We start from the raw sequence: 23,642 nt of genomic DNA on the forward strand, positions 1-23,642 counted from the left end.
TCAGTCCTTTCCCGCCGGATCGGTCACGTCCACGACGGCCTTGATGTTTCCGGGTGTCCGATCGGATTCGAGCGCGTCGGCGGTCTTGTCGAGGGGGAACCGGGCGGTGACCATCGAGTCGAGATCGACCCGGCCCGATTCGACGAGTGCGAGCGCGGTCGGCCACGTGTTCGCGTAGCGGAACACGCCGGTCAGGATCAGTTCGCGGTTCTGGACGAGCTGCACCGGCAGGGTCATCGTCTCGGCGCCGGATCCGACGAGGACGACGGTGCCGCCGGGACGGACCGCGCGGATACCCGAATCGACGGCGGCGGGGGCGCCGGACGCGTCGATGTAGGCGTCGACGCGCAGGGCCGACGGGTCGTCGACGCGGGGGTCGAGCGCAGCGCTCGCCCCGAACGACAGTGCGGTCTCGCGTCGCCGTTCGTCGAGGTCGGTGACGACGACCTCGACCGCACCGAACGCGCGCGCGACCTGCGCGACGACGATGCCGACGGGACCGGCGCCGGTGACGAGGACGCGGGAGCCGGCGGTGACGCGGGCCTTGCGGACGGCCGCGATACCGACCGACAGCGGCTCGCACAGAGCGGCGGCATCGTCGGACACGGTGTCCGGAACGGGATGCGCGAAGGCCGCCCCGATGGTGACGTACTCGCACAGCGCGCCGTCGACCGGCGGCGTGGCGTAGAAGCGCATGTGCGGGCACAGGTTGTAGTCGCCGCGGCGCGTCTCCTCGGTGAGCGGGTCGGGACGCTGCGGCTCGATCGAGACCCGCTCGCCGATCCGGCTCTGCGGAACACCGTCCCCGACCGCGACCACGACTCCGGACGCCTCGTGGCCGAGCACGATCGGATCGGTCACGACGAACTCGCCGATCCGCCCTTCGCGGTAGTAGTGCGCGTCCGAGCCGCACACTCCCACGGTGGTCACCCGGACGAGGACGTCGCCGGGCTCCGGTGCAGGTAGAGGCCGTTCCTGCATCTCGATGCGGCCCGGTTCGAGAAGCACGGCGGCACGCATCGTGTCCGGGAGCGTCGGGGGAACTGTTGTGTGGGTCACACTCCGATGCTAACGTACTGAGCAGATGCACGCACCCCTGAGCAGATGCTCACGGAGCGTGACGAAGACTGCTCGCACCAAGGAGAGCTCGTGACCGCCCCCGGCCCCACCAACATCCCGGATACGGAAAGCCCGGTATCCACCGAGGATCTCCGTCTCGCCGTACGGGCCGCGACGCTCTACTACCTCGACGGCCTCACGCAGGCGGAGGTGGCGCAGCGCCTCGGCGTCTCCCGCCCCACCGCCGGCCGGCTCGTCGCACGCGCTCGCGCTCAGGGTCTGGTGCGCATCGAGGTCAGCGTGCCGCCCACCTGGCGCGACGACCTGCACGCCGAGACCGAACGGGCACTCGAAGAGCGCTACGAGCTCGTCGAGGCCGTCGTGGTGGGTCGCCGGGTCGACGACGCCGGTCCGATCGAGGACTCCGCGAGCTTCGCCGCCCTCGGGCGCGCCGCCGCCGGTCTGCTCACCCGCCGACTCCGCCCCTCCGACACCCTCGGATTCACGTGGGGCCCCGAGACCGTCGCCGTGGCGCAGGCCCTCCCGTCGGGTGTCGCCAGTTGTGAGACGATCGTCCAGCTCGACGGATCCATCTCCACGAGCGCCTACCAGACCGGCACCGAGTTCGTCCTCGGCCGCTGCGCCGAACAACTTCGGGCGCAACCGCTCCGGCTTCCCACACCGCTCTACGCCGACCCGTCGACGGTCGCGTCGATGCGCGCCGACTCGTTGATCTCCCGCACACTCGAGGTGGGGCGCCGCGCCGAGGTGATGATCTTCGGTGTGGGCGCGGTGTCGACCTCGACCACCCTGTTCGAGGGCAGTTTCCTCGACACCACGATGCTCCACGAACTCGACGGCCTCGGCGCGGTCGGTGAGATCGGCGGCCGGTTCTTCCGCGCCGACGGCACCGCCGTGCACGGCGAACTCGAAACCCGCACCATGTCGGTACCTCTCGACGACGTCCGCGACTGTCCCGCCACGATTCTCGTCACCGGCGGACAGTCCAAGCACCGCGCTGTACTCGGTGCTCTCCGCGGCGGTCTCGCGAACATGCTCGTCTGCGACATCGCGTGCGCCCAGTACCTGCTCGACCATCCCGACCACGCCCTCGAGAACGGCACCCCGAAGGACGAGGCACCACCGAAATGAGGTAGACCATCGTGCCTACAGCAAGAAGATCCATCCGCGCGGCCGCGGCAGGAGCCGTGGCCCTGAGCGTCGCACTGACCGGTTGTGCCGGTGCAGGATCGATCGGTACCTCCGGCCGCACCGTCACCATCGCGATGGTGTCGAACTCCCAGATGCAGGACGCACAGCAACTCGCGTCGCAGTTCGAGGCCGAGAATCCGGAGATCGACCTGAAGTTCGTCACCCTCTCCGAGAACCAGGCCCGCGCCAAGATCACCGCGTCCACGGCGATGGGCGGCGGCGAGTTCGACGTCGTGATGATCAGCAACTACGAGACTCCCCAGTGGGCGGAGTACGGCTGGCTCACGAACCTGTCGCCGTACATCGAGCAGACCGACGGCTACGACGCCGACGACATCATTCCCTCGCTGCGCGAAGCACTCTCGTACGAGGGCGACATGTACTCGGTGCCCTTCTACGGTGAATCGTCGTTCCTGATGTATCGCAAGGACCTGTTCGAGCAGGCCGGTATCACGCTGTCCGATCCGCCGACCTGGACCGAGGTCGCCGACGCCGCAGCGCAACTCGACGGTCCCGACATCAACGGCATCTGCCTGCGCGGCAAGCCCGGCTGGGGTGAGTTGCTCGCGCCGCTCGACACCGTCATCAACACCTTCGGTGGACGGTGGTTCGACGAGAACTGGAATGCGCAGCTGAACAGCCCCGAGGTGCGCGAGGCGGTGCAGTTCTACGTCGACCTCGTCCGCGAGTACGGTCAGCCCGGCGCCGCGACGAGCGGATTCAGCGAGTGTGCAACGCAACTCGCGCAGGGCCGGGTCGCCATGTGGTACGACTCCACCTCCGCCGTCTCGACCCTCGAGGATCCCGCATCGAGCAACGTCGTCGGCAAGATCGGCTACGCGGCCGCGCCCGTCCAGGAGAAAGATCCCTCGGGCTGGCTCTACACGTGGTCGCTCGGCATCCCCGCGAGCAGCGAGCACACCGAGGACGCGTGGAAGTTCATCTCGTGGATGACCGACCAGCAGTACCTGCGCACCGTCGGCGAGCAGCTCGGCTGGGAGCGGGTGCCGCCGGGCAGCCGACTGTCGACCTACGAGATCCCCGAATACGCCGAGGCCGCCGCGGCCTACGGCCCGATCACCCTCGAATCCATCGAAGGAGCCGACCAGCAGAACCCCACGGTCGACCCCGTCCCGTACACGGGCATCCAGTTCGTGGCCATCCCCGAGTTCCAGGATCTCGGCACCCGGGTCAGCCAGCAGATCAGCGCCGCCATCGCCGGACGGCAGAGCGTCGAGGAAGCCCTCGACCAGGCACAGAAGTACGCCGAGGCCGTCGGCGCGACCTACCGGGAGAAGGACCAATGACCGCACCTGCAGCGCAGCGTCCCGCGCCGGACACCGACGAGCGCATCCGCGCCGTACGGGAAGCGAAGGAGGAGCAGATCTCGCGGGCCGAGGGATGGCGCCGCCGCGGACCCTTGCTCCCGGCCCTGATCTTCACGATCGTGGTCACGCAGGTCCCGTTCGTGTTCACGCTGTACTACTCGACCCAGTCGTGGAACCTCGTCAGCCCCGGCTCCCGCCGGTTCGTCGGGCTCCAGAACTACGTCGACGTCTTCCAGGACAGCCAGTTCTGGCAGGTCGCCCTGAACACGGTGATCCTCATCGTCGGCACGGTCCTGATCTCCGTGGTACTCGGACTGCTCCTCGCGCTCCTGCTCGACCGGGCGTTCCTCGGACGCGGTATCGCACGGACCCTGCTCATCACGCCGTTCCTCGTCACCCCGGTCGCCAGTGCGCTGATCTGGAAGACGTCGATGTTCGATCCCGTCTTCGGCATCGTCAACTTCGTCCTCTCCCCGTTCGGGGTCGAGCAGGTCGACTGGGTGAGCCGGTTCCCGCTTCCGGCCGTGATGGTCGCCCTGGTGTGGCAGTGGACGCCGTTCATGATGCTGCTCATCCTCGCCGGCCTGCAGTCGATGCCCCGCGACATCCTCGAGGCCGGCCGCGTCGACGGCGCCGGAGCGTTCGCATTGTTCCGCGAACTGACGCTGCCGCACCTGCGCCGGTTCATCGAACTCGGCACCGTTCTCGGCGCGATCTACCTGGTGAACACGTTCGACGCGATCTACATGATGACCCAGGGCGGACCCGGCACGGCCAGCTCCAACCTGCCGTTCTACATCTACCAGCGCGCGTTCCTCGGCTTCGACATCGGCCAGGCCGCGGCAATGGGTGTCGTGGTCGTCATCGGCACGATCGTCATCGCCACCTTCGCACTGCGCCTGATCTTCACATCGTTCACCGGCAAGGAGGAAGCGGCATGAGCACCACGGCCACGGAGCCGCAGGCTTCGGACACCACGGCACCGACCGGCCGTGTCATGCGCACGGCCCGGAAACGCAAGAACCGCAAGTTCAATCCCTGGGGCGTGGTCGCGTGGATCGCCGCCATCGGATTCTTCTTCCCGGTCTTCTGGATGGTGCTCACCGCCTTCAAGCAGGAGGCCGACGCCTACTCCGACCCACCGAAGTTCTTCTTCACCCCCACCCTCGACCAGTTCCGGGCGGTGTTCGAGACCGGGGTGGGCACGGCCCTGCTCAACTCGGCCTTCGCGACCATCGTCTCGACGGTGCTGGTCCTGCTGCTCGGCGTGCCGGCGGCCTTCGCGCTGTCGCTGCGGCCGGTGAAGAAGACCAAGGACGTGCTGTTCTTCTTCATCAGCACGAAAATGCTGCCCATCGTCGCCGCGATCATCCCGCTGTACGTGATCGTCGCGAACGTCGGCCTGCTCGACAACATCTGGGCGCTGATCATCCTCTACACGGCGATGAACCTGCCGATCGCGGTATGGATGATGCGGTCGTTCTTCCTCGAAGTACCGGGCGAGCTGCTCGAGGCGGCGAGCATGGACGGCGCGAGCTTGTGGACGGCGGTGCGCGAGCTGATCCTGCCGCTCGTCTCCCCCGGCATCGCCGCGACCGCCCTGATCTGCGTGATCTTCTCGTGGAACGAGTTCTTCTTCGCCGTCAACCTGACCGCCGTCCAGGCGCAGACGATCCCCGTCTTCCTCGTCGGTTTCATCACCGGTGAGGGCCTGTACTGGGCCCGGCTGTCCGCCGCCGCGACGATGGCGGCGCTGCCCGTCGTGCTCGCGGGCTGGCTCGCCCAGAACAAGCTCGTGCGCGGCCTGTCGTTCGGCGCCATCAAGTAGACCCGATTCCCCTTACCAGCAAGGACTTCCATCATGGCCGACATCACCTACCGCAACGCCTCGTGCATCTACGAGAACTCCGACACCTTCGCGGTCGATTCGCTGAACCTCGACATCGAGGACGGCGAGTTCGTGGTCCTCGTCGGACCGTCCGGATCCGGCAAGAGCACCGCGCTGCGCATGCTCGCCGGGCTCGAGGACATCGACGAGGGATCGATCTCCATCGGCGGCAAGGACATGACCGGTGTTCCGTCGAAGGACCGCGACATCGCGATGGTCTTCCAGAACTACGCGCTGTACCCGAACAAGACGGTCGCCGAGAACATGGGCTTCGCCCTCAAGATGCGCGGCGTGAGCGCCGAGGAGCGTCGCCGCAAGGTCGAGGAGGCGGCGAAGATCCTGGACCTGACCCAGTTCCTCGACCGCAAGCCGGCCAAGCTGTCGGGTGGTCAGCGCCAGCGCGTGGCGATGGGACGCGCGATCGTGCGTGAGCCGCAGGTGTTCTGCATGGACGAGCCGTTGTCGAACCTCGATGCGAAGCTGCGCGTGCAGACCCGCACCGAGATCGCGGCGCTGCAACGCCGTCTCGGCACCACCACCGTCTACGTCACCCACGACCAGGTCGAGGCGATGACGATGGGCGATCGCGTCGCCGTCCTGAAGAACGGTGTACTGCAGCAGTTCTCCAGCCCCACCGAACTCTACGACCGCCCCGCCAACGCGTTCGTCGCCGGTTTCATCGGCTCACCGTCGATGAACCTGCTCCGCGCGAAGGTCGTCGACGACGGAGTGGTCGTGGGCAGCACCGTCATCCCCGTCGAACGCGACCGCATCGCGCGACTGCACTCCGCAGGCATCGAGGAGGTCACCGCCGGGATCCGGCCGGAGGACTTCGAGATCGCCGACGAGGGCGTCGAAGCCGTCGTCGAACTCGTCGAGGAACTCGGCAGCGAGTCGTACCTGTACACGCGGGTGCCCGGCACCGGCGATCAGGTGGTCGCGCGGGCCTTGGTCCGCACCCCCGCACGCCTCGCCGACACCGTGCACCTGCGCAAGCGCGAAGGTACGGTGCACCTGTTCCACGTCGACACCGGAGAGCGAGTGGGCGACTGACCCGGCGACGGGAGGATCCGCAGTGGGTGAGACGGAAGAATCCTCGGTGGGCGAGCAGAAGGAGCGGATGCTGGCCGGCGAACTCTACATCGCCGACGATCCCGAACTCGCCGCCGACGCGCTCCGGGCAGCGCTGCTGACCGAGAAGTACAACGCGTCGAGCGCAGCGGATCCGGATGTGCGTCGCGCACTACTCGAGGAGTTGTTCGACTCGATCGGTGACGACGTGGAGATCCGGCCGCCATTGCAGGTGGACTACGGGTACCGGATCACCGTGGGGAACGGAACATTCGTCAACTTCGGCGCCATCATGCTCGACGTCGCGCCGATCACGATCGGCTCGGACGTGCAGATCGGCCCGAACGTACAACTCCTCACCCCCACTCATCCGCTCGATCCCGATCTCCGCCGCGCGAAGTGGGAATCGGCGCAACCGATCACGATCGGCGACAACGTGTGGCTCGGCGGTGGCGCCATCGTCGGACCGGGCGTCACGATCGGCGAGAACACCGTCGTGGGAGCCGGTGCGGTGGTCACACGCGACCTGCCGCCGAACGTCGTGGCGACGGGCGTACCCGCGCGGGAGACGCGCCGGCTCTGAGTCGACCGGCGTGGAACTTGCGTCGACCCCGGCGCTCGCTATGCTGCCCCGCATGATCAGTCGCCGCGCACGCCTCGTCAGCTTCGTCGTCGTCGCGGGTGCGGCACTCGTCGCGGCAGGGTGTTCGCGGAGCGTGGAGGGTGAGGCCACCGCACCCGAAGCACCCACCGAGGCGGCGAGTACCACCACCGCCACCTCGTCGGCGCCGACCACGACCACGACCACGACCACGACGGCCGCACCGACGCCGGTCGACCCCGACGATTACGCCGCGACCAGCGAGGGCATCTACTACTTCGCGTCGCCGGGCGGGCAGTTCGGATGCGCCATCCTCGTCCACACCGCCCCCCTGACGGGCTGCCAGGGCACGATGCCGGCGAGTGCACCCCGGGTCCCCGGCAGCGGCGCGCCCGACGTGCTGGTGCCCGCGAACGCCCTGATGCTCGAAGGCGACGGCCCCGGAGAGTGGGTGAGTATCGGCGACATCGCATTCACGGATTTCGGAGGTGCCCCGAAGACGCTGCCCCACGGCAGCACTCTCACCGTCGATCCGTTCACGTGCACCGTCGACGAGAAGACGGGAATCACGTGCGAGACGGACACCCACGGATTCACCGTGTCGGAGACCGGTGGCGAGGTGTGGTGACAGCGGTGATCAAGGAGGGTGGTCAGGGCAGGTCGTCGCGCGCCATCGGCATCATGAAATCGCCGATCTCGTCCCGCATCCACCACTGGCCCGTCGCGCGTCGTTCGGCGTGCGTGGCGAAGCGGTAGCGGAACAGGCGGGCCCGCACCAGACGGGGCGGTTCGTCCGGGAACGGGTTGTGCCGGAGCAGTTTCACGGTGGCCGGATCGTTCTCCAGCAGTTTTCCCGCGAACCGCGGGAACCACCCCGCGGCGTAGTCGCGGGAGATCCCCGCGAACCACATCAACCAGTCCAGACGCAGGTGGTACGGCGCGTACTGACGCGGCCTGCGATACACGTCGCCCGGTTTGCCCTTGAACTCGTACTCGCGCCACTCCGTCGCCGGTGTCACGACCGCATCGGTGGTGCCCTCGACGATCACTTCTCGTCGGGTACGTGTGACGGTGCCGAACGCGCCGTAGGTGTTCACGAAGTGCCATTTGTTGAACGAGGCGTTCATCGCCTGCCGATGCGACATCATGTTCGCCACCGGCCAGTAGCTGAGCACCGCGACCAGCACGGCCAGCGCCAGCACGGCGACGGTGAACGCGATGGGTGTCGGACCGTAGGTCGTGGCGGAGTCGATCAGCAACCCGTAGAAACTGTCGGGCACCACCGAGAGCGCGATGACGATGGTGATCCAGTTCAGCCACGCGAAGTTGCCGCTCGTCACCAGCCACAACTGTGTGACGATCATGATCAGTGCGGCGATCCCGGCGACCGGCTGCGGCAGGAACAACCCGAACGGCACCACGAGCTGGGTGAAGTGATTACCCGCCACCTCCACCTTGTGCAGTGGCCGCGGGATCAGGTGGAAGTACCGGCTGAGCGGGCCGGGCATCGGCTGGGTCTCATGGTGGTAGTAGAGGCACGTCAGGTCGCGCCAGCACCGGTCGCCGCGCATCTTGATCAGTCCGGCACCGAACTCGAGCCGGAACAGCAACCAGCGCAGCAGGATCAGCACGAGCAGCGGCGGCGCGGTATCGGCGTTGCCCAGGAAGATCGCGAGCACGCCGGCCTCGAGCAGCAGGGACTCCCACCCGAACGAGTACCAGACCTGACCCACGTTGACGATCGACAGGTACAGCAACCACATCACGAACCACACGAGCATGCAGACCACGAGCGGCAACTGCTCGGTGACACCGATGACCGTCACCACCGCCAGCACGAGACCCACCGCGGCAACCGCGGTGAACAGACCGTCGGAGTATCTCCAGTGGAACAGGCTCGGCGACTGCCGGAACGACGTGAGAGACAGGAACCGCGGGGCGGGAAGGATGCCGCGTTCGCCGATCAGCGCCCGGAACTGCAACAGGGCCGCGAGGAAGGCCACGGCATACAGCACCGCGAGTCCACGGGTGACCAGCAGCCGCCCGATCGTGTACCCGTCCGCGTCCAACCAGTCCATCGCTCGGTTCGTTCGTCGTCTGTCGTGCGCGCCGATTCGAGCATGCCACGTCCCGTTCGCCGGCGGAGACGGTCTCGCGACGATAGAACAACCGGACTCGTCCTCATCCGGTCGAGCCCGGAGGTCGACGACCGGCTACACGCGAATCTCCCGCCGGAGCCCGCTCGCTCGGAGCACCTGCCGTGCCACGCCGGCGCGTACCGCGTCCTCGGTCCCGATGATCCGCACGTGCGACCGCGCACGCGTGATCGCGGTGTACAGCAGTTCGCGGGTGAGCAGCGCCGATCCTGAGTCGGGCAGCACCACCGAGACGGTTCCGTACTGACTGCCCTGGCTGCGGTGGATCGTCATCGCGTAGACGGTGCTCACCGCGGGCAGCTGGCTCGGGCGCAGTTCGAAGGGCGTCTCGCCGCGCGCGAACGCCGCGACGAGTTCGTCGCCGCGCCGCACGACCACGCCGGTGTCGCCGTTGTAGATCTGCATGTCGTGGTCGTTCGCGGTGACGAGCAGCGGCCGGCCGGGATACCAACTTTCGGGGTCGAGGCGCTGCCCCGCGGCCTCCCCGATCCATTCGGCGGCCTGCCTCGCCCACCACTGCACACCGGCCGGGCCGTCGCGGTGCGCGCACAGCAACCGATGTTCCTCGAAGCGCTTGAGCGCCGTGTCGACGTCTCCCGTCTCGGCGGCCTTGGTGACCTCGGCGGCGGAGCGGACGATGTCGTCGCGCAGGGCGTCGAGGTCGGACGGGGCCACGAACGAGACTTCCGGGTCGCCCCTGCGCAGGATGTCGAGCACCTCGTCGCCGTTCCCCTTGCGGACGGCCACCGCCAGATCGGCGATCGCGCCACCGAAGCGGCGGCCGCGGCTCAGGCGCACGACACCGCCACCGAGCCGGGCCCGTTGGGCCGGAGTGAAGGCCGCCTCGGCCGGGTCGTCGGCGGCCACCAGATCGCGGGTGACGACCCGTTCGAAGACCGGATCGAGGGTGCCGCTGACGGGACGCCCCACCAGATCGGCGAGCACCGCACCGGCGTCGACGGAGGCGAGCTGGTCGGGGTCGCCCACGAGGACGAGCCGGGTGTCGGGCCGCACCGCCTCGAGCAGGCGGCACATCATCGTCAGCGACACCATCGACGTCTCGTCGACGACGATCACGTCGTACGGCAGGTGGTTGCCCGCGTGGTAGCGGAAGCGGGTGCGGCCGCGCTGCCAGCCGAGCATCCGGTGCACGGTCATGGCGGTGAGATTCGGCGGCAGACCCAGCTCGGTCTCCTGCTCGCGCACCGACTCCTGCAGGCGCGCGGCGGCCTTGCCGGTGGGAGCGGCCAGGCCGATGCGCAGCTCGTGCCCGTGCAGGCGGGTGAGCAGCGCGAGGATCCGCGCGACGGTGTGGGTCTTGCCGGTGCCCGGCCCGCCCGCGATCACCGTGGTCGGTCGGGTGGCGGCGAGCGCCGCCGCGACGCGCTGACGGTCGGGTGCCGGCGCGGGCCGGGACGGATCGTCGGGATGGTGGAACAGTTCGTCGAGCGTCGCCGCGATGCGCTCCTCGTCGAGGTCGGGGAAGGTCGCCGTGCGTTCGGCGAGTACCCGGCGGATCGTCTGCTCCTGCCGGAAGTACCGGTCGAGATACAGCAGCGGACCTTCCGCGGTGTCGACGAGGCGCAACGGACGCAGAGGTCCGCGGTCGCCGCCGACCACGAGGGGACTGCGACGCAGCGCCGCGAGCACGTCCTCGTCGCGGGGCCACGGCAGGCTCGCGGGGTCGACGACGGGATGGCCGTCCGCGTCCTCCTCGACGGTGACCTCGCGGAAACGCGTGAGGTCGAGGCACACCGACCCGGATCGCACGGCGCGTACGGCCAGCGCGGTGGCGAGATGAACGTGCGGGTCGTCCTCGCCGCCGAGTGCCGCGAGTCGCAGGGCGACGTGCACGTCGGCGGCAGAGAGTGCGCCCACCTCGTTGAACTGCCGCAGAGCGCCCTTGCCGCGCTGGGCGATCCGAACGTCGGTCATGGACTCGATCACGAGATCACGGCCTTTCCGGCGAGAAGGTCGGACAGGTCGGTGACGAGAGCGGCCGGCGGATGCCAGTCGAACACGCCGCTGCCGGGTGGACTGTCCGGTCCGGCCATGCCGCGGACGAACAGGTACTGCACACCACCGAGGTGGGCGTGCGGGTCGTAGTCGCGCATCCGCCACCGCAGATAACGGTGCAGGGCAACAGAATAGAGCAGCGCCTGCATCGGATAGTGGGCGCGGAGCATCTCCGCCGCCATCGACTCGCGGGTGTAGTGGGCGGTGGTCAGTTCGTCGACGGGCGCGAGCCGGTTGGTCTTGTAGTCGACGACGACGAATCGCGGACCCTCGGTGCGCAGCACGGCGTCGATACTGCCGTTCAGATAACCCCGCAGCGGCACCGGTTCGAGGGTGCGCACCAGATCGGCGTAGCCCGCCATCGGATCGTCGGCGGGCAGGTGCCGGCGCAGCAACCCGCCGACCGCGTCGAGGGTGACGGTGACGGGCACCGGACTGTCGCCTCCGGTGAGCGGCAACTCGAAGTCGAGTTCGGAGAGCCGGTCGGAGGGAGCGAAGTCGGCGAGGGTCCGGCCGAGCGGCCCGAGCGGGGTGCGCATCACCGGGAGCAACGCCGCCGCGAGCTGGGCGGGGTCGATCGGCGACATCTGGCGGCGCACCGTCTCGCGGCAGCAGTCGAGCAGTTCGGCCTCGAGATCGGGGGCGGAGGTGTCGACGACCTCGAGGACGGCGTGCACCAGCGTGCCGAAGATCGTGCCGCCGGGCAGTCCGTTCATCGGTGACGGAATGCCTTCGCGCGCCGGTTCCGTTGCGCTCAGCGGAGGCTCGGCCGGCTCGTCGGTCGTCACCGGTTCCTCCACCTCACCGCTCACCACGGGCGCATCGTGCACCGAGGCGGTGAGCGCCGAATAGGAGGTCCTGCGCCAGTTCTCGTCGACGACCCGATCGAAGCGCGCCGCGGCGAGAGGTCCGGTCTCCACGCGGGGGCGGGTCCAGCGTCGCACCGGAATCGGATGGGACCCCACCGCTTCGGCGGCGATGACTCCGTCGGCGCGCGCGGCCCACCGGTCGAATTCCTCGGCCATGGCCTCGTCGTGACCGATCCGGCCTTCCGCCGCGATCTCGGCCGAACCGGCATCGCGGGCGAACAGCAACCGGTGCAGCGGCGACCGCGAGGTGGGGGTGGACGGCGCCCACCAGAGGGTGAGCGCACACTGCGCGCGCGTCACCGCCACGTACAGCAGGCGCAGTTCCTCCCCCGCCTCCTCGAGTTCGTGCTGACGGCGCCGCGCGACGTAGCCGGGACCGCTCTTGCCACCCACATCGAGGATGCGCCGGCCGTTCTCGTGCAGCAGCAGCTTGTCGGGCTCGGGGTTTTTCGCGGCATCCCACCCGTACGGGACGTGGACGACGGGGAACTCGAGCCCCTTGCTGCCGTGCACGGTGAGGATCTGGACCGCCGCGGCGTCGCTGTCGAGGCGCCGGATCCGGTCGGCCCCACCGCGGTCGGGGTCGTTGATGCGGTCCTCGAGCCAGCGGGTGAGTGCGGCCGGCCCCAGCGACTGTGCCGAGGCGACGTCCTCGAGCAGCTGGGCGACGTGCCGGATGTCGGTGAGTGTGCGTTCCCCGGACGGCTCGTCGAGGAGGCGGGCCTCGACCGAACCGAAGGACGCGAGTCGTTCGAAGACGGCGGCGAAGCCGGTGCGGGCGTAGACGTCGTTCAGTTCGCGGAGCAGTCCGCCGACCTCCACGACCAGCGCTTCGCCCTCCGAATCGATGTCGGTCATCGTGCGGCCGAGCAGCGGGGTGAGCGCGGCGAGCCGGACGCGATCGGCGCGATGGGGCTGCTCGAGCGCGTAGAGCACCCACAGCCAGTGCTGCGCGGACGGGGTGGCGAACACACTCGTGCCCCCGGCGACCACGCACGGCACGTTCGCCTTCGTCAGCGCGTCGTGGACGAGCGTCACCTGCTTGTGTTTGCGCACGAGGACCGCGATGTGCCCGGGCTGCACACGCTCGGGACCGGAACCGAGGTCGAGGGTGACGTTCTCGTCGTCGAGCAGGCGCACGATGTCGGCCGCCACGTCGCGGGCGACCCGCCCGCGCAGGCCGTCGAGGTTCTGCGGGAAACCCCAGTCGTTGAGCGGACCGGCACCGGCACGGGGCAGGTGACGCACCCGCAGGGGCGCGATGCCCGAGAGCCGGGAATCGGCGGCTGCCGCCTTCACCGGGTTCACCACGATGCGGGGATCACCGAGGGCCGCACCGAGATGGACGTGTTCGAGCGCCCGGACGAGATCGCCGTCGCTGCGCCAGTTGGTGGTCAGCTCGCAGTACGTGTCGGATTCGGAGACGGCGTCGAGATAGCTGAGCACCTCCGCGCCGCGGAAGGCGTAGATGGCCTGTTTCGGGTCGCCGACGAGCACGAGCGTGCTGTGCCCGTGGAACGCCCGGCGCAGGATCTCCCACTGCTTGGGGTCGGTGTCCTGGAACTCGTCGACGAGGACGACGGAGAAGCGCGCACGCATCCGCCGACAGGCGGCGTCGCCGTGCTCCGGATCGCCGAGCACGGCGTGCAGCAGGGACAACTGGTCGTCGAAGTCGCGCAGGCCGAGGCGGCGCTTGCGTCGTTCGACCTCTTCGCGGACCGCACGTGCGAACTCCACACGCTCGCCGGCCGCGGTGCCGTCGGCGTCGTTCGGTGCGAGTTCGGCCTGCGGGTCGAAGATCGCCTCCTTCGCGGCGACGGCCGCCTCGGCGTAGGTGATGGGGGTCTGTCCTCTGCCGTAACGCCGCAGGTAGAGATCGTCGACGACCTCCACCCGCAGGTCGTCGACGTCCTCGACGACCGTGACGTCGGGTTCGCGTTCACCGGCGATCCCGAGTTCGTCGAGCATGCGGCGGCAGAAGCCGTGCGTGGTCGAGATGGTGCCGGAGTCGAAGTCGGACAACGCCTGTCGCAGGCGGGACCGCCGCGCGTCGACGTCCTCGCTCGCGAGATGACGGACGAGCATGTCGGTGCTCGTCCGCGCACTGTCCGGATCGGCGAGGGCGGTGGCGACCTGCGCGAACCGGTTCCGGGTGCGCTCGCGTAGTTCCTGCGTCGCGGCCCGGCTGAAGGTGACGAGCAGCAGGTCGGACAGGCGGGCGTGCCCTTCGGCGACGAACCGGGTGGCGAGCCCGACGATCGCGTACGTCTTCCCTGTCCCCGCGCTGGCCTCGAGAACGGTGGTGCCGCTCGGGAGCGGACCGAGCAGATCGAAGCCTGCGGGCGGCGGACCGCCTACGGCGCGCGGATCGGTGATGGCGGTATCGGGCACGCTGCGTCCTTCTCTCACGGGCGTCCCTGGTTCTCGGAGGCGAGCAGGGGTTCCCACAGCCGTCGGGCGAGCACACCGAAACGGGTGGGGTCGTCGAACCAGCCGGCCTCGACGCCGTCCGGTGCGTCGGCGGTGAGCTGCCCGAGCGTCACGTCGGGCCCGTACAGGTACTGCACGTGACGGTCCTTGCCGTCGCCGAACGCGCCACCGAACGCCTTCCCGGCGGCCGACAGTGCCATCTCCACGGAATCGCCGCGGTGTCGGCGATCGGCGTACTCGGCCGACGCACCCGTCACGAGCGGCAGCGGCCGGCACAGTCCACGATCGCGCAGATCGACGAGTGCAGCGAGCAGCGCGACGGGATCGGCGGGAGCCAGCAGGGTCGAGCGCCAGGCCGGATACGAGCGCGAACGGCTGCGCCCGGTGGTCACCGCACGCCACTGCCCGGGATGCCCCGAGGCGACGACGGCGAGCAACCGGATCCATGCTTCCAGCCGGTGTTTCGGGGACAGCTTGGAATACGTGCTGCGGGCCAGCACCTCGCCGTGCACACCTCCGACGGTGCCGGTGAGCCGACGACCGTCGCCGAGATCGACGCGGATATCGACGGTGCGGGCCTGCCCGGTGTGCACACCGGCGCAGGCGTGCACGAGGCGCTCGACATTGTCGCTCACCGCGTCGAGGGTCCTGCGGCCGAGCGCGAACGGCGGGAGCGTGCCGCGACGCCACTCCGCGTCCTGGAAGGCACCCGCGGACATGCCCGCCAACCGCGCTTCGAGCATGCGGTCGCCCAGTTGCCACTGGGCGAGACCGTCGAGTTCGACGTCCAATGCGTCGGCGATGCCCTCGTCGGTGTCGGGGATCCGCAGACCGAGCCGCTGCCGGAGGAATCCCTGCGTCGGATGTGTCAGGAAGGCGACGAGCTCATCGAGATCGACATCGGTGCGAGCGGGGGCCGGAAGGTCGTCGACGAGAAGTGCACCCGACCGGTCGCGCGCCACCGAACCTCCTTGTCCTGCACGGGCTCCCGCGAGTGCGGTGACACCGAACCCGAACGGGTCGTCGGCCCGGAAGTTCCGCGGGTCGAAGGGCTGCAGGGGATGTCGCCGCACGATGCGCTCGTCGTCGACGTCGACGCCCGTCATCGTCGCCACCACGTCGCGCACCTCGGTGAGCGGAATCGCCGGTGGGCGCAGTGCTCCGGTGACGGCGTCGGCGCCGGTGTGGAACAACAACACACGCTCCTCCGCGGCCATCAGTGCGTCGAGGAGCAGCTGCCGGTCCTCGCTGCGCGGATCACGCTCTCCCACACAAGGATTCTGGGTCAGGACGTCGTCGCCGTCGATGTGGGCCGTGCGGGGGAAGACGTCGTCGTCGAGACCGAGGAGCACCACCACGCGATGGGGCACCGAGCGCATCGGCACCATCGTGCACACGGTCAGTTCGCCGGTCCGGAAATTCGAGCGCGACGGACGCCCGGCGAGCCGGGAGGAGAGCATGGACCGGACGTCGCTCAGGGACAACTGCGTGTCGCCGGCGTGCTCGACGGCGTCGCCGATCTCGCGCCGCGCGCGGGTGAGCTGCCATGCGTCGGCAGTGGGAACGTCGGTGAGCAGATCGATGCCGTAACCGAGTTCGTCCGACCACCGCCCCGCCGGGTGCGGGCCGCGCAGCCGGAGCAGCACCACCGTCAGCCGATCGATGAACTCGGCGAACCGCCCGGCGAGGTCGATGTCGTTGCTGTCGACGTCGTCGAGGGGCAGCGACAGCGACAGCCACTCCCCGTCCGCTCCGTCGGCGGCGACACCGAGCAGGATGCGGTCGAGTGCCGCCCCGAAGGTGTTCTGCATGAAGTCGCCGAGACCGAAACTCTTGCGCTGCCACGGGCCGAGACCCCAGCGGGCACCGGTCTCGGTGGTCCACTCCTGAAGGCGTTCGAGTTCGTCGTCGTCGAATGCGAACTTGCGGCGCACCGGGGCGGAGGCGGCGAGATCGAGGACCTCGCTCGCGGTGACCCGGCCGTCGGCGAGCGCGAGTAGTTCGGACACCACCGCGAGGATCGGATCGGTGCGGCGCAGGCCGCGATCGGCGAGACGGACCCGCAGCGTGTGGCCGGGATGCTCGCCGACCCCGGCCCCGAAGGCGGCGTGGACGAGCGGCGCGTACGTCTCGACATCGGGGCACATGACGATGACGTCGCGTGGCTCGAGAGTGGGGTCGTCGCGGAACAGGTGCAGCAGGCACTCGCGGAGCACCTCGACCTGCCGGGTGGGTCCGTGGCAGGCGTGGATCATCACGGTCCCGTCGGGCTCTGCCGATCCGGGTTCGGGGGCGCGATCGTCGCGGAGATCGGCCTGCAACCGGCCGAGGAGCGTCGCAGGCGGCCGGGGTGAGGTGTGTGGGACGTCGGTGCAGTCGAGGCCGGAGAGCCGGCTCTGGAGTTCGCGCACGTCGCGGCCGAGAGCGGCGAGCAACGGGTGCTGCACCCCGAGAGCGCTGTGGTCGTCGGCGCGACGCATCGACGCCGGACGCCGGGTCAGTCCGTCCCACATCACCGGGCTCGGATGCGGAAGCCAGATGTGCACGTCGCGGTGGTACCCGAGCGCGGACAGCACGTCGACGAGGACGGTGTCGAGGCGGGTGGGACCGAAGATGGAGAGTCGTTCGGGCAGATCGACGACATCGGGGTCGTCCCGCAGCCGGCCGCACAGTTCGCCGAGTCGCTGCGACGGGCTGTCGACCCCGATGCGGGCGCGCAGGCGTCGCCACAGCTCGGCCTGCCATCGCAGATGGTCGTCGAGGGGCGCACCCGTGCCGTCGGTGTCGTGCCCTGCCGCCCACTGGGCGATCATTCCGGGGCGCTGGAGTCCGTAACTGCGGAGCAGGCCGGCGAGATGCGCTGCGGTGGCGTACCGGCGCCCGGCCCGGTGGTCGTCGGCGCCGTGACCGAGGTGACGCGCGAGGGTGGCGCACCACGGTTCGCCGACGCACTCGTCGATCACCCCGAGCAGTGACCACAGCATGCGGGAGGGATGCCACGGATCGTCGTCGGCGGTGATGCCGGAGGCTGCGGCGAGTGCTTCGTCGACGAGGCGCGACGGGGACGGGAAGTCGATGTTGGCGGCCACCCCGTCGCCGGCGGACGAACCGAGCCGGCCCGACAACCGCTGGGTGAGCCATCTTTCGACACCCCGGGCGGGCACCGCGACGACCTCCCGCGCGAACGGATCGTCGAGGGGTTTCGCGAGCACCTCGGCCAGCGCATCCGCCAGGATGCCGGTGCGCTCCGCACGGTGCAGTATCAGCACGCGTCGTTCTCCCTCGTCGTCGCTCGTTCTCGTCCGGTACGGCTTATCACACCGCCCGGACAGGCGACTGCGTCGCAGGTCGCGGGTGCTCCGTGCGACGGACGAGCTACAGGACGGGACGAACCCCACCGGGAGAGACGCCGAAGACCGCCATCGATCGCGTACCCGCGATCGAGACGACGTCCCCGGCACGAAGTGGGGTGCGGGGACTGCGGACCTGGCGATGATCGACGCGGACGAGACCTTCCATGAGCAGCGCCGCCGCTTCACCGCCCGAGCCGGCGAGTCCGCTCTCCTGCAGGAAACCGAACAGGGAGTCGCGCACGAGTGCCTCCATGACACCTACGGTCCCCTCCGGAGGCGACGATGCCTCTTCGCACGAGGTCCGTACGGGTGCACATCCGATGAACACACGGCGAACACCGGCAGCCGGGATTCAGGTCTCCGTCGAGATGTCGAACAGCGACAACTGGTTCCTCGTCATCTCGGCGGTGATATCCGCGTGGTAACGCTCCCCCAGATTCTGTGCGACATGGGCAGGGCAACCGAGTTCGCTGCCGATCTGCTCCCAGGTGTATCCGGCCTCGCGGCGTTCCCACGCGTAGCCGCCGTCCTCGTCCCACGGCATCGACATGATCCGATGGTGGCCCGGGTCACACCCCTCTTCAACGACCCGCCCCGGTGTGTCGCCGACCGATCCGTCCGGAACGACGATGCCGCCGCACCTCGGAAGAGGAACGGCGGCATCGGAACAGATGACCCGTCGACCGGGAGCCGATCGATCGGGCGACCCCGCGAGTCAGTTCTCGGTGAGCCACTTGTCGATGTCGGTCCGATCGTTCTGGACGATGTTCTCGACGAGCTGGACGATCAGACCCTCGATCTGCCCGCCGACGACGGGGACCTTGACGGTGGCCTCGCCACGCACCTCGATCTCGGTACCGCCGGCCGCGTTGCCCCGCAGTTCCGAACGGGCCGCGATCGTGATCGGCAGTCCCGACGTGCTGCCGGCGAGCGTTCCCTGCGCCGTACCGCCTTCGAGTCCGCCCCACTCGTCGGTGCGCTCGATGATCAGAGGTCCTCGCACCACGCCCCGGACGACCGCGGGCAGAGCAGAGGTGTCGATCTGGTCGGAGACCTTCGCGCGGAAGGTTCCGGGACCGGAGCCGACCTCGAGCTGCCCTACGCCGGTCTGGCTCGCAGCCAGTCGGCTGTTCCAGAAGTCCTCGCTGGTCAAAGCGCCGTGGACGCGTTCGACGCTGTGGTCGAGCGTGGACGTGAAAACGAATTCCTTGGACATGACCGGAGACGATATCCTCCCGTTCCGATCTGGACGAAACGGGCCTACCGGTGTCGTTCTGCCACGTCAGAGAACAGCGACGAGAGTCGCCGCCGCTCCTCCGACGACACCCGCCAGAGCGAGCCCGGCCGCCACGGATCCTGCGACCACCGCGGCGGCTGCGAATCCACAGACGGCGAGGACGACGAACATCAGCATGCCCGCGATCGGGTGCTCGAGCAGAGCCGGCATCTCCTCCGCCACCGGAGGGTCCACCTCCCTCGACGCCATGTCGGCCGACGGCGGAGCCTCGACGGACCGCGCGTCGATCGTCCGCACCGGAGTCTCGGCCGACTGCGACGGAGCAACCGTCGCCGGAGCGGTGATCACGTCCGTGGGCATGACGGGTGCTGCCGTGGTCATCGTGTCGTCCCCGCTTTCCTTTGTGCTGCTTGCGGCCGTCTCACGGTCGCCGATCACCTGAAGAGTCAGGCGGACCGCGTCTCGTCCCGGCCTCGATCTCTCACGTCAAGGTGTGCTCCGAAGTTTCCCCGCGAGTAACGGGCTCAAACCGAGACCCGTGTGACTCGCGTGCGCCGAGTGGTCACTGCAGCAACGAACCCGACCAGGGGGTGTGTTATGGATCACATAGACGTTAGCAGTTCCGGGGGTCGGGTAGCCGACAGTTGTCACGTCATTTTCTCGATGGATGTGAATTCGTCGGTAGATCACCGACTCTTCCAGTGCGAAGGAGGCGAACGCACGATGACCGAGAATCGAACTCCCGCGTTGCTCACCCAGTTGCGCACTCTCCACGAACTGACCCATGCAGAGACCCAGGTCGCCGAAACGCGTGTCGCGCAGGCCCGAACCGAAGCGGTACGCAAGGAGCTGACCGAGAACGCCGAGAACTGCCGCATCCGTGCGGTGGCGATCGAAGAGGCGATCCGCGATCTGGGCGGACTTCCCGATGTGGTCGGGCCGTTCATCGGCCGCGCCGCCATCATGGTGAAGACCCTCACCGAGCAGGCGCAGCCGTTCGACGAAGCACTGCTGTCCGACCTCGCCCTCGAACATCAGCTCCTCGACCGTGCCCGCTATGTGAAGGCACTGGCCACCGCGGGCGGACACAAGTCGATCGTGTCGCTGGCGGACCGTCTGATCACAGCTCACACGGCGACGGTCGAGTGGCTCACCACCGTCATCGCGGAGGAGGCGCTCGGCGGTCCTGCCGCTCTGCGTCGCACTCCCCTGCAGGCCGCGGCCGGCGCAGCGGTGCGCCTGGTCAACACGCCGGTCACCTGGTCGGCGCGCAGCATCGATCGAGCGATCGACGTCGCACGCTCGACACGTCCCCGCATCGAGTCGCTGCTCTCGCGCGGCGCGCACGCCGGTGACGTCGCAGCCAAGACCATCGGTGCCTCGCGCGATGCGGCTCTCGAGACGGCCGAACGCGTGAGCCGTCGAGAAGGTGCCGACGGCACCGCCGACGCTCTGCACAGGGCACGCAGCGCCTCGGGTGTCCTCACCGAGGAGGAGCTGCCGATCCGGAACTACGACGATCTCACCGTCCCGAAGGCCGTGGCGGCGGTCAAGGAACTGACCGAACCTGCGGACATCCGGGCGATCGTCGCCTACGAGGAAGCGCACAAGGCACGACACGGCGTGATCTCCGCGGCCCAGACCCGTCTGGCCGCCATCGCGCAGGAGGTGGTCGGCGTCTGATCCGCCGCACCCACAGTCACATCACACGATCGCCGGGTCCCTCGTGGGCCCGGCGATCGTCGTCACCCCCCGTGTCGGTCCCGCTCGCAGCGGGTACGCGACCTCTACGTTCATTCGAAAGGACACACCATGACCCGCATCCTGTTCGTCGTCAGCTCCGCCGATCATTGGACGTTGCAGGACGGCACCCGCCATCCCACGGGCTTCTGGGCGGAGGAGCTCGTCGAGCCGTACACCGTCTTCGACGAGGCCGGTTACGACATCACCGTTGCCACTCCGGGCGGCCGCACGCCCGTCGTGGACCAGGCCAGCCTCGAACCCGACGCCGCAGGCGGTGAGGACCGCGTGGCCGAGTTGAAGTCGTCGCTCGAGAAGTTGCAGCCGGTGCTCTCCGGTGCGGCGGTGCTCGAGGACCAGCGGGCCGAGGACTTCGACCTGCTGTTCGTGCCCGGTGGTCACGGTCCGATGGAGGATCTCGCCGTCGACGAGCGGTTCGGTGAACTCGTGCGGCACTTCGTCGAGGCCGACAAAGTGGTCGCGATGGTGTGCCACGCCCCGGCGGCCCTGCTCCCCGCCCACGAGTCCGGCGGCCGCTGGCTGTTCGAGGGTTACAGCCTGACGGCGTTCACGAACGTCGAGGAGGTCCAGGCGGGACTGGCCGACAAGGCACCCTGGTTGCTGCAGGACCGTCTCCAGGAGGCGGGCGCGGTCTTCTCGTCCGCGGACGCCTGGGAGCCGCACGTGGTGGTCGACCGCGTCCTGTACACGGGCCAGAACCCGGCCTCCTCGCGGCCGCTCGCCGAACGCGTCGTCGCCGAGATCCCCGCGCGCGCTACGTCGTGACCTTGCGGACGAAATCGATCGTCCGCTCGAGCGCGGCACGCGCATCCGGAGTGGACAGATCGAACTGGTACTCGTGTGCCAGCTCCGGTGTGTGATCGTCCGGATAGAACAACGCATCCACCTGCACACCCAGTCCGGTGAGTCGCTGCGCGAGCCTCTCGGACTGGGTGGCGGTGAGCGGATCGGCGTTGCCACCGGAAATGTAGGTGGCCGGGAAGTTCTCGGTGACCGAGTTCAACACCGACATCTGGCCCGCCGCATCCGAAGTGGCGAATTCCCGGGCGCCGGTGTAGGCCCACATCGCCTGCTCGACGCCCCATCCGATCAGCCCGCCGCTCCCACCGATCGCGGACACGTCGTAGATGCCGCAGTTGAGCACGACACCGCGCACGTTCTCCGGTGTGAACGCCGGGTCGACACCGAGGAGCGCGGCGTAGTCGGGGGCGGTGACCGCCGCGGCGATCTGCGCGGACAGTTGCGCCCCGGCCGAGTCACCGGCGAGCACGATCCGCTCGGTGTCGATGTGCAGTTCGTCGGCGTGCTCGAGCAGGTAGCGCTGTGCATCGACGAGTTGCCGCACCGGGGTCGGATAGCGATGGCCCGGTGCGAGCGAGTAGCCGACCGACACCACAGTGAATCCGGCGGCCGCGAGACGCCTGTAGTAACCCGCGTAGTTGGTGCGATTACCCGACAACCATGCGCCGCCGTGCGTCCACACGATCGTCGGCAGCGCCTCGGTGGTCCCTGGCGGTGTGTACACGTCGAGGTAGGCGTCCGGGTCGTCCTCCCGGTAGTGGAGGTCGGCGACGAAGTCCGTCTCCGGAGCGTCCACCGCGAGCTTCTCGGTCTGCTCCCGCGCGTCGCGTTCGAACACCTTGCGCACCACCAGTGACCCCGGCACGGGGGTGAGGACGAATGCGGCGGCCGTGACCACCACGACGAATGCCAGAACGAGCACGACCCGGGGTCCGATCGGGCGACGAGGCCTGCTCTCGGTGACGTCCTCGGCCAATTGTCACTCCTGCTCTGCGTTCGCACCGGCGCGTCCGGCCCGCCGATCATGTCAAATGTTTCCCCCACGTGTGGCTCGACCGCGGAGCGTCGACCACCGTCGAGCCCGTGTGACCTACCCCACAGCGGACGTGTGCGCGGGCCACCTGCGATGATGGGACATGTCACCTCGCGGGTTCCGGCTCGATCATCCGAATGGAATGAGCCTTCCCGCGTCCGCATCAGTCCTCGTTCCCGGAGCGCTGCAGTGATGCGACGGTCGTGCGGTTGCGTTCGTGCCCTTACGAATCGGACGACCGGGTGTGACACCCACCGACAGAGAGAAGTCGTATGCAGTTCTCGACCGGACAGATCGTCGTCCATCCCCATCACGGACCCGCCACGGTGTCCGCGATCATCACCCGGACGATCAAGCAGTCGCCCGTACCGTATCTGCAACTGAAGATTCATCGCTCCGACCTCATGGTCGCCGTGCCGGTGGGGAAGGCCGAGGAGATCGGACTGCGCAACGTCTACGACCCGAGCGAACTCGCAGAACTGTTCGCGATCCTGCACGCTCCCACCGAACACGAAGAACAGACGTGGTCGCGACGATTCAAGAGCAACCGGGAGAAGCTGAACGTCGGTGACCTCCACGTCACCGCCGCCGTGGTTCGCGACCTGACTCGTCGCGAACATCTGAAGGGCCTGTCGGCGGGCGAGAAGGGCATGCTGAAGACTGCACACAGTTCCGTCCTCGCCGAACTCTCCCTCGGCATGTCGCTGTCGGACGAGCAGGCGGAAGAGCTGCTCGAGTCGGCGATCCTGTCGTCCGAACCCACCCCCGAAGAGCGTCGGCTCGTCGCTGCCGGCTGACGGCTCTCCCCTCGACACACGACGCGCCAC

The 23,642-nt window shown here is 68.8% G+C and carries 20 protein-coding genes; 10 read left to right on the top strand and 10 right to left on the bottom strand.

Annotated features, from left to right (window positions below; translation table 11 throughout):
• Entirely contained in the window at nt 1-1,020 is a 1,020-nt protein-coding gene (locus ACNJ7K_RS02850; protein ID WP_120281811.1) for an NAD(P)-dependent alcohol dehydrogenase, read from the bottom strand.
• 129 nt (nt 1,021-1,149) lie between these two features.
• On the opposite strand from ACNJ7K_RS02850, the gene ACNJ7K_RS02855 reads away from it, so the two are divergent.
• Genes ACNJ7K_RS02855 through ACNJ7K_RS02885 form a run of 7 tightly spaced genes read left to right on the top strand, consistent with a single transcriptional unit; the run spans nt 1,150 to nt 7,787 of the window.
• Complete coding sequence (locus tag ACNJ7K_RS02855) at nt 1,150-2,211, top strand: sugar-binding transcriptional regulator (protein WP_120284045.1); 1,062 nt, start codon at nt 1,150-1,152, stop codon at nt 2,209-2,211.
• A gap of 11 nt (nt 2,212-2,222) precedes the next feature.
• Nucleotides 2,223-3,578 (top strand): ABC transporter substrate-binding protein, encoded by a 1,356-nt coding sequence (locus tag ACNJ7K_RS02860; RefSeq protein ID WP_268655326.1) that lies wholly within the window; start codon nt 2,223-2,225, stop codon nt 3,576-3,578.
• Nucleotides 3,575-4,540, top strand: a complete 966-nt coding sequence (locus tag ACNJ7K_RS02865; RefSeq protein ID WP_120281810.1) for a carbohydrate ABC transporter permease — start codon at nt 3,575-3,577, stop codon at nt 4,538-4,540. The genes ACNJ7K_RS02860 and ACNJ7K_RS02865 overlap by 4 nt, the downstream gene beginning before the upstream one ends.
• Complete coding sequence (locus tag ACNJ7K_RS02870; RefSeq protein WP_120281809.1) at nt 4,537-5,427, top strand: carbohydrate ABC transporter permease; 891 nt, start codon at nt 4,537-4,539, stop codon at nt 5,425-5,427. Before ACNJ7K_RS02865 ends, ACNJ7K_RS02870 begins: the two co-directional genes overlap by 4 nt.
• Nucleotides 5,428-5,460: 33 nt before the next feature.
• Entirely contained in the window at nt 5,461-6,540 is a 1,080-nt protein-coding gene (locus ACNJ7K_RS02875; protein ID WP_120281808.1) for an ABC transporter ATP-binding protein, read from the top strand.
• Between the two features lie 46 nt (nt 6,541-6,586).
• Nucleotides 6,587-7,141, top strand: coding sequence for a sugar O-acetyltransferase (locus ACNJ7K_RS02880; protein ID WP_487041244.1), 555 nt, complete (start codon nt 6,587-6,589; stop codon nt 7,139-7,141).
• 52 nt (nt 7,142-7,193) lie between these two features.
• The gene (locus ACNJ7K_RS02885; protein WP_487041165.1) at nt 7,194-7,787 is read left to right on the top strand and encodes a hypothetical protein; all 594 of its coding nucleotides are present in this window, start codon (nt 7,194-7,196) and stop codon (nt 7,785-7,787) included.
• 22 nt (nt 7,788-7,809) lie between these two features.
• Here the strand turns inward: ACNJ7K_RS02885 and ACNJ7K_RS02890 are convergent, their stop codons facing one another.
• From ACNJ7K_RS02890 to ACNJ7K_RS02925, 8 genes are all read right to left on the bottom strand, one after another.
• Nucleotides 7,810-9,237, bottom strand: a complete 1,428-nt coding sequence (locus ACNJ7K_RS02890; RefSeq protein ID WP_159418934.1) for a lipase maturation factor family protein — start codon at nt 9,235-9,237, stop codon at nt 7,810-7,812.
• Between the two features lie 135 nt (nt 9,238-9,372).
• A complete protein-coding gene (recD, locus tag ACNJ7K_RS02895; RefSeq protein WP_230790872.1) occupies nt 9,373-11,250 on the bottom strand; it encodes an exodeoxyribonuclease V subunit alpha in 1,878 nt (625 codons plus the stop codon).
• Between the two features lie 8 nt (nt 11,251-11,258).
• Nucleotides 11,259-14,591 (bottom strand): UvrD-helicase domain-containing protein, encoded by a 3,333-nt coding sequence (locus ACNJ7K_RS02900; protein WP_487041166.1) that lies wholly within the window; start codon nt 14,589-14,591, stop codon nt 11,259-11,261.
• Nucleotides 14,592-14,605: 14 nt separating this feature from the next.
• On the bottom strand, nt 14,606-17,899 hold the full coding sequence (gene recC, locus ACNJ7K_RS02905; protein WP_487041167.1) for an exodeoxyribonuclease V subunit gamma: 3,294 nt from the start codon (nt 17,897-17,899) through the stop codon (nt 14,606-14,608).
• A 106-nt stretch (nt 17,900-18,005) separates the two neighbouring features.
• Nucleotides 18,006-18,236, bottom strand: coding sequence for an RNA-binding S4 domain-containing protein (locus ACNJ7K_RS02910; RefSeq protein WP_159418938.1), 231 nt, complete (start codon nt 18,234-18,236; stop codon nt 18,006-18,008).
• A 99-nt stretch (nt 18,237-18,335) separates the two neighbouring features.
• On the bottom strand, nt 18,336-18,533 hold the full coding sequence (locus ACNJ7K_RS02915) for a hypothetical protein (protein ID WP_026061505.1): 198 nt from the start codon (nt 18,531-18,533) through the stop codon (nt 18,336-18,338).
• A gap of 165 nt (nt 18,534-18,698) precedes the next feature.
• Nucleotides 18,699-19,199: a DUF2505 domain-containing protein gene (locus ACNJ7K_RS02920; protein WP_088896629.1), complete on the bottom strand. Its 501-nt coding sequence runs from the start codon at nt 19,197-19,199 to the stop codon at nt 18,699-18,701.
• Nucleotides 19,200-19,265: 66 nt separating this feature from the next.
• The gene (locus ACNJ7K_RS02925) at nt 19,266-19,601 is read right to left on the bottom strand and encodes a hypothetical protein (protein ID WP_487041168.1); all 336 of its coding nucleotides are present in this window, start codon (nt 19,599-19,601) and stop codon (nt 19,266-19,268) included.
• Nucleotides 19,602-19,943: 342 nt separating this feature from the next.
• On the opposite strand from ACNJ7K_RS02925, the gene ACNJ7K_RS02930 reads away from it, so the two are divergent.
• Together ACNJ7K_RS02930 and ACNJ7K_RS02935 are read left to right on the top strand one after the other, a co-directional pair.
• Entirely contained in the window at nt 19,944-20,903 is a 960-nt protein-coding gene (locus tag ACNJ7K_RS02930) for a ferritin-like domain-containing protein (RefSeq protein ID WP_174247075.1), read from the top strand.
• A gap of 129 nt (nt 20,904-21,032) precedes the next feature.
• The gene (locus tag ACNJ7K_RS02935; RefSeq protein ID WP_120281800.1) at nt 21,033-21,746 is read left to right on the top strand and encodes a type 1 glutamine amidotransferase domain-containing protein; all 714 of its coding nucleotides are present in this window, start codon (nt 21,033-21,035) and stop codon (nt 21,744-21,746) included.
• On the opposite strand, the gene ACNJ7K_RS02940 is transcribed toward ACNJ7K_RS02935, so the two are convergent.
• A complete protein-coding gene (locus tag ACNJ7K_RS02940) occupies nt 21,736-22,758 on the bottom strand; it encodes an alpha/beta hydrolase (protein WP_487041169.1) in 1,023 nt (340 codons plus the stop codon). The two genes, ACNJ7K_RS02935 and ACNJ7K_RS02940, sit on opposite strands and share 11 nt — an antisense overlap.
• Nucleotides 22,759-23,087: 329 nt before the next feature.
• Between ACNJ7K_RS02940 and ACNJ7K_RS02945 the strand changes: the two genes are divergently transcribed.
• A complete protein-coding gene (locus tag ACNJ7K_RS02945) occupies nt 23,088-23,612 on the top strand; it encodes a CarD family transcriptional regulator (protein ID WP_120281798.1) in 525 nt (174 codons plus the stop codon).
• Nucleotides 23,613-23,642 lie beyond the last annotated feature (30 nt).

The organism is Rhodococcus shunpengi, assembly GCF_048381395.1.
Taxonomy (GTDB): domain Bacteria; phylum Actinomycetota; class Actinomycetes; order Mycobacteriales; family Mycobacteriaceae; genus Rhodococcus.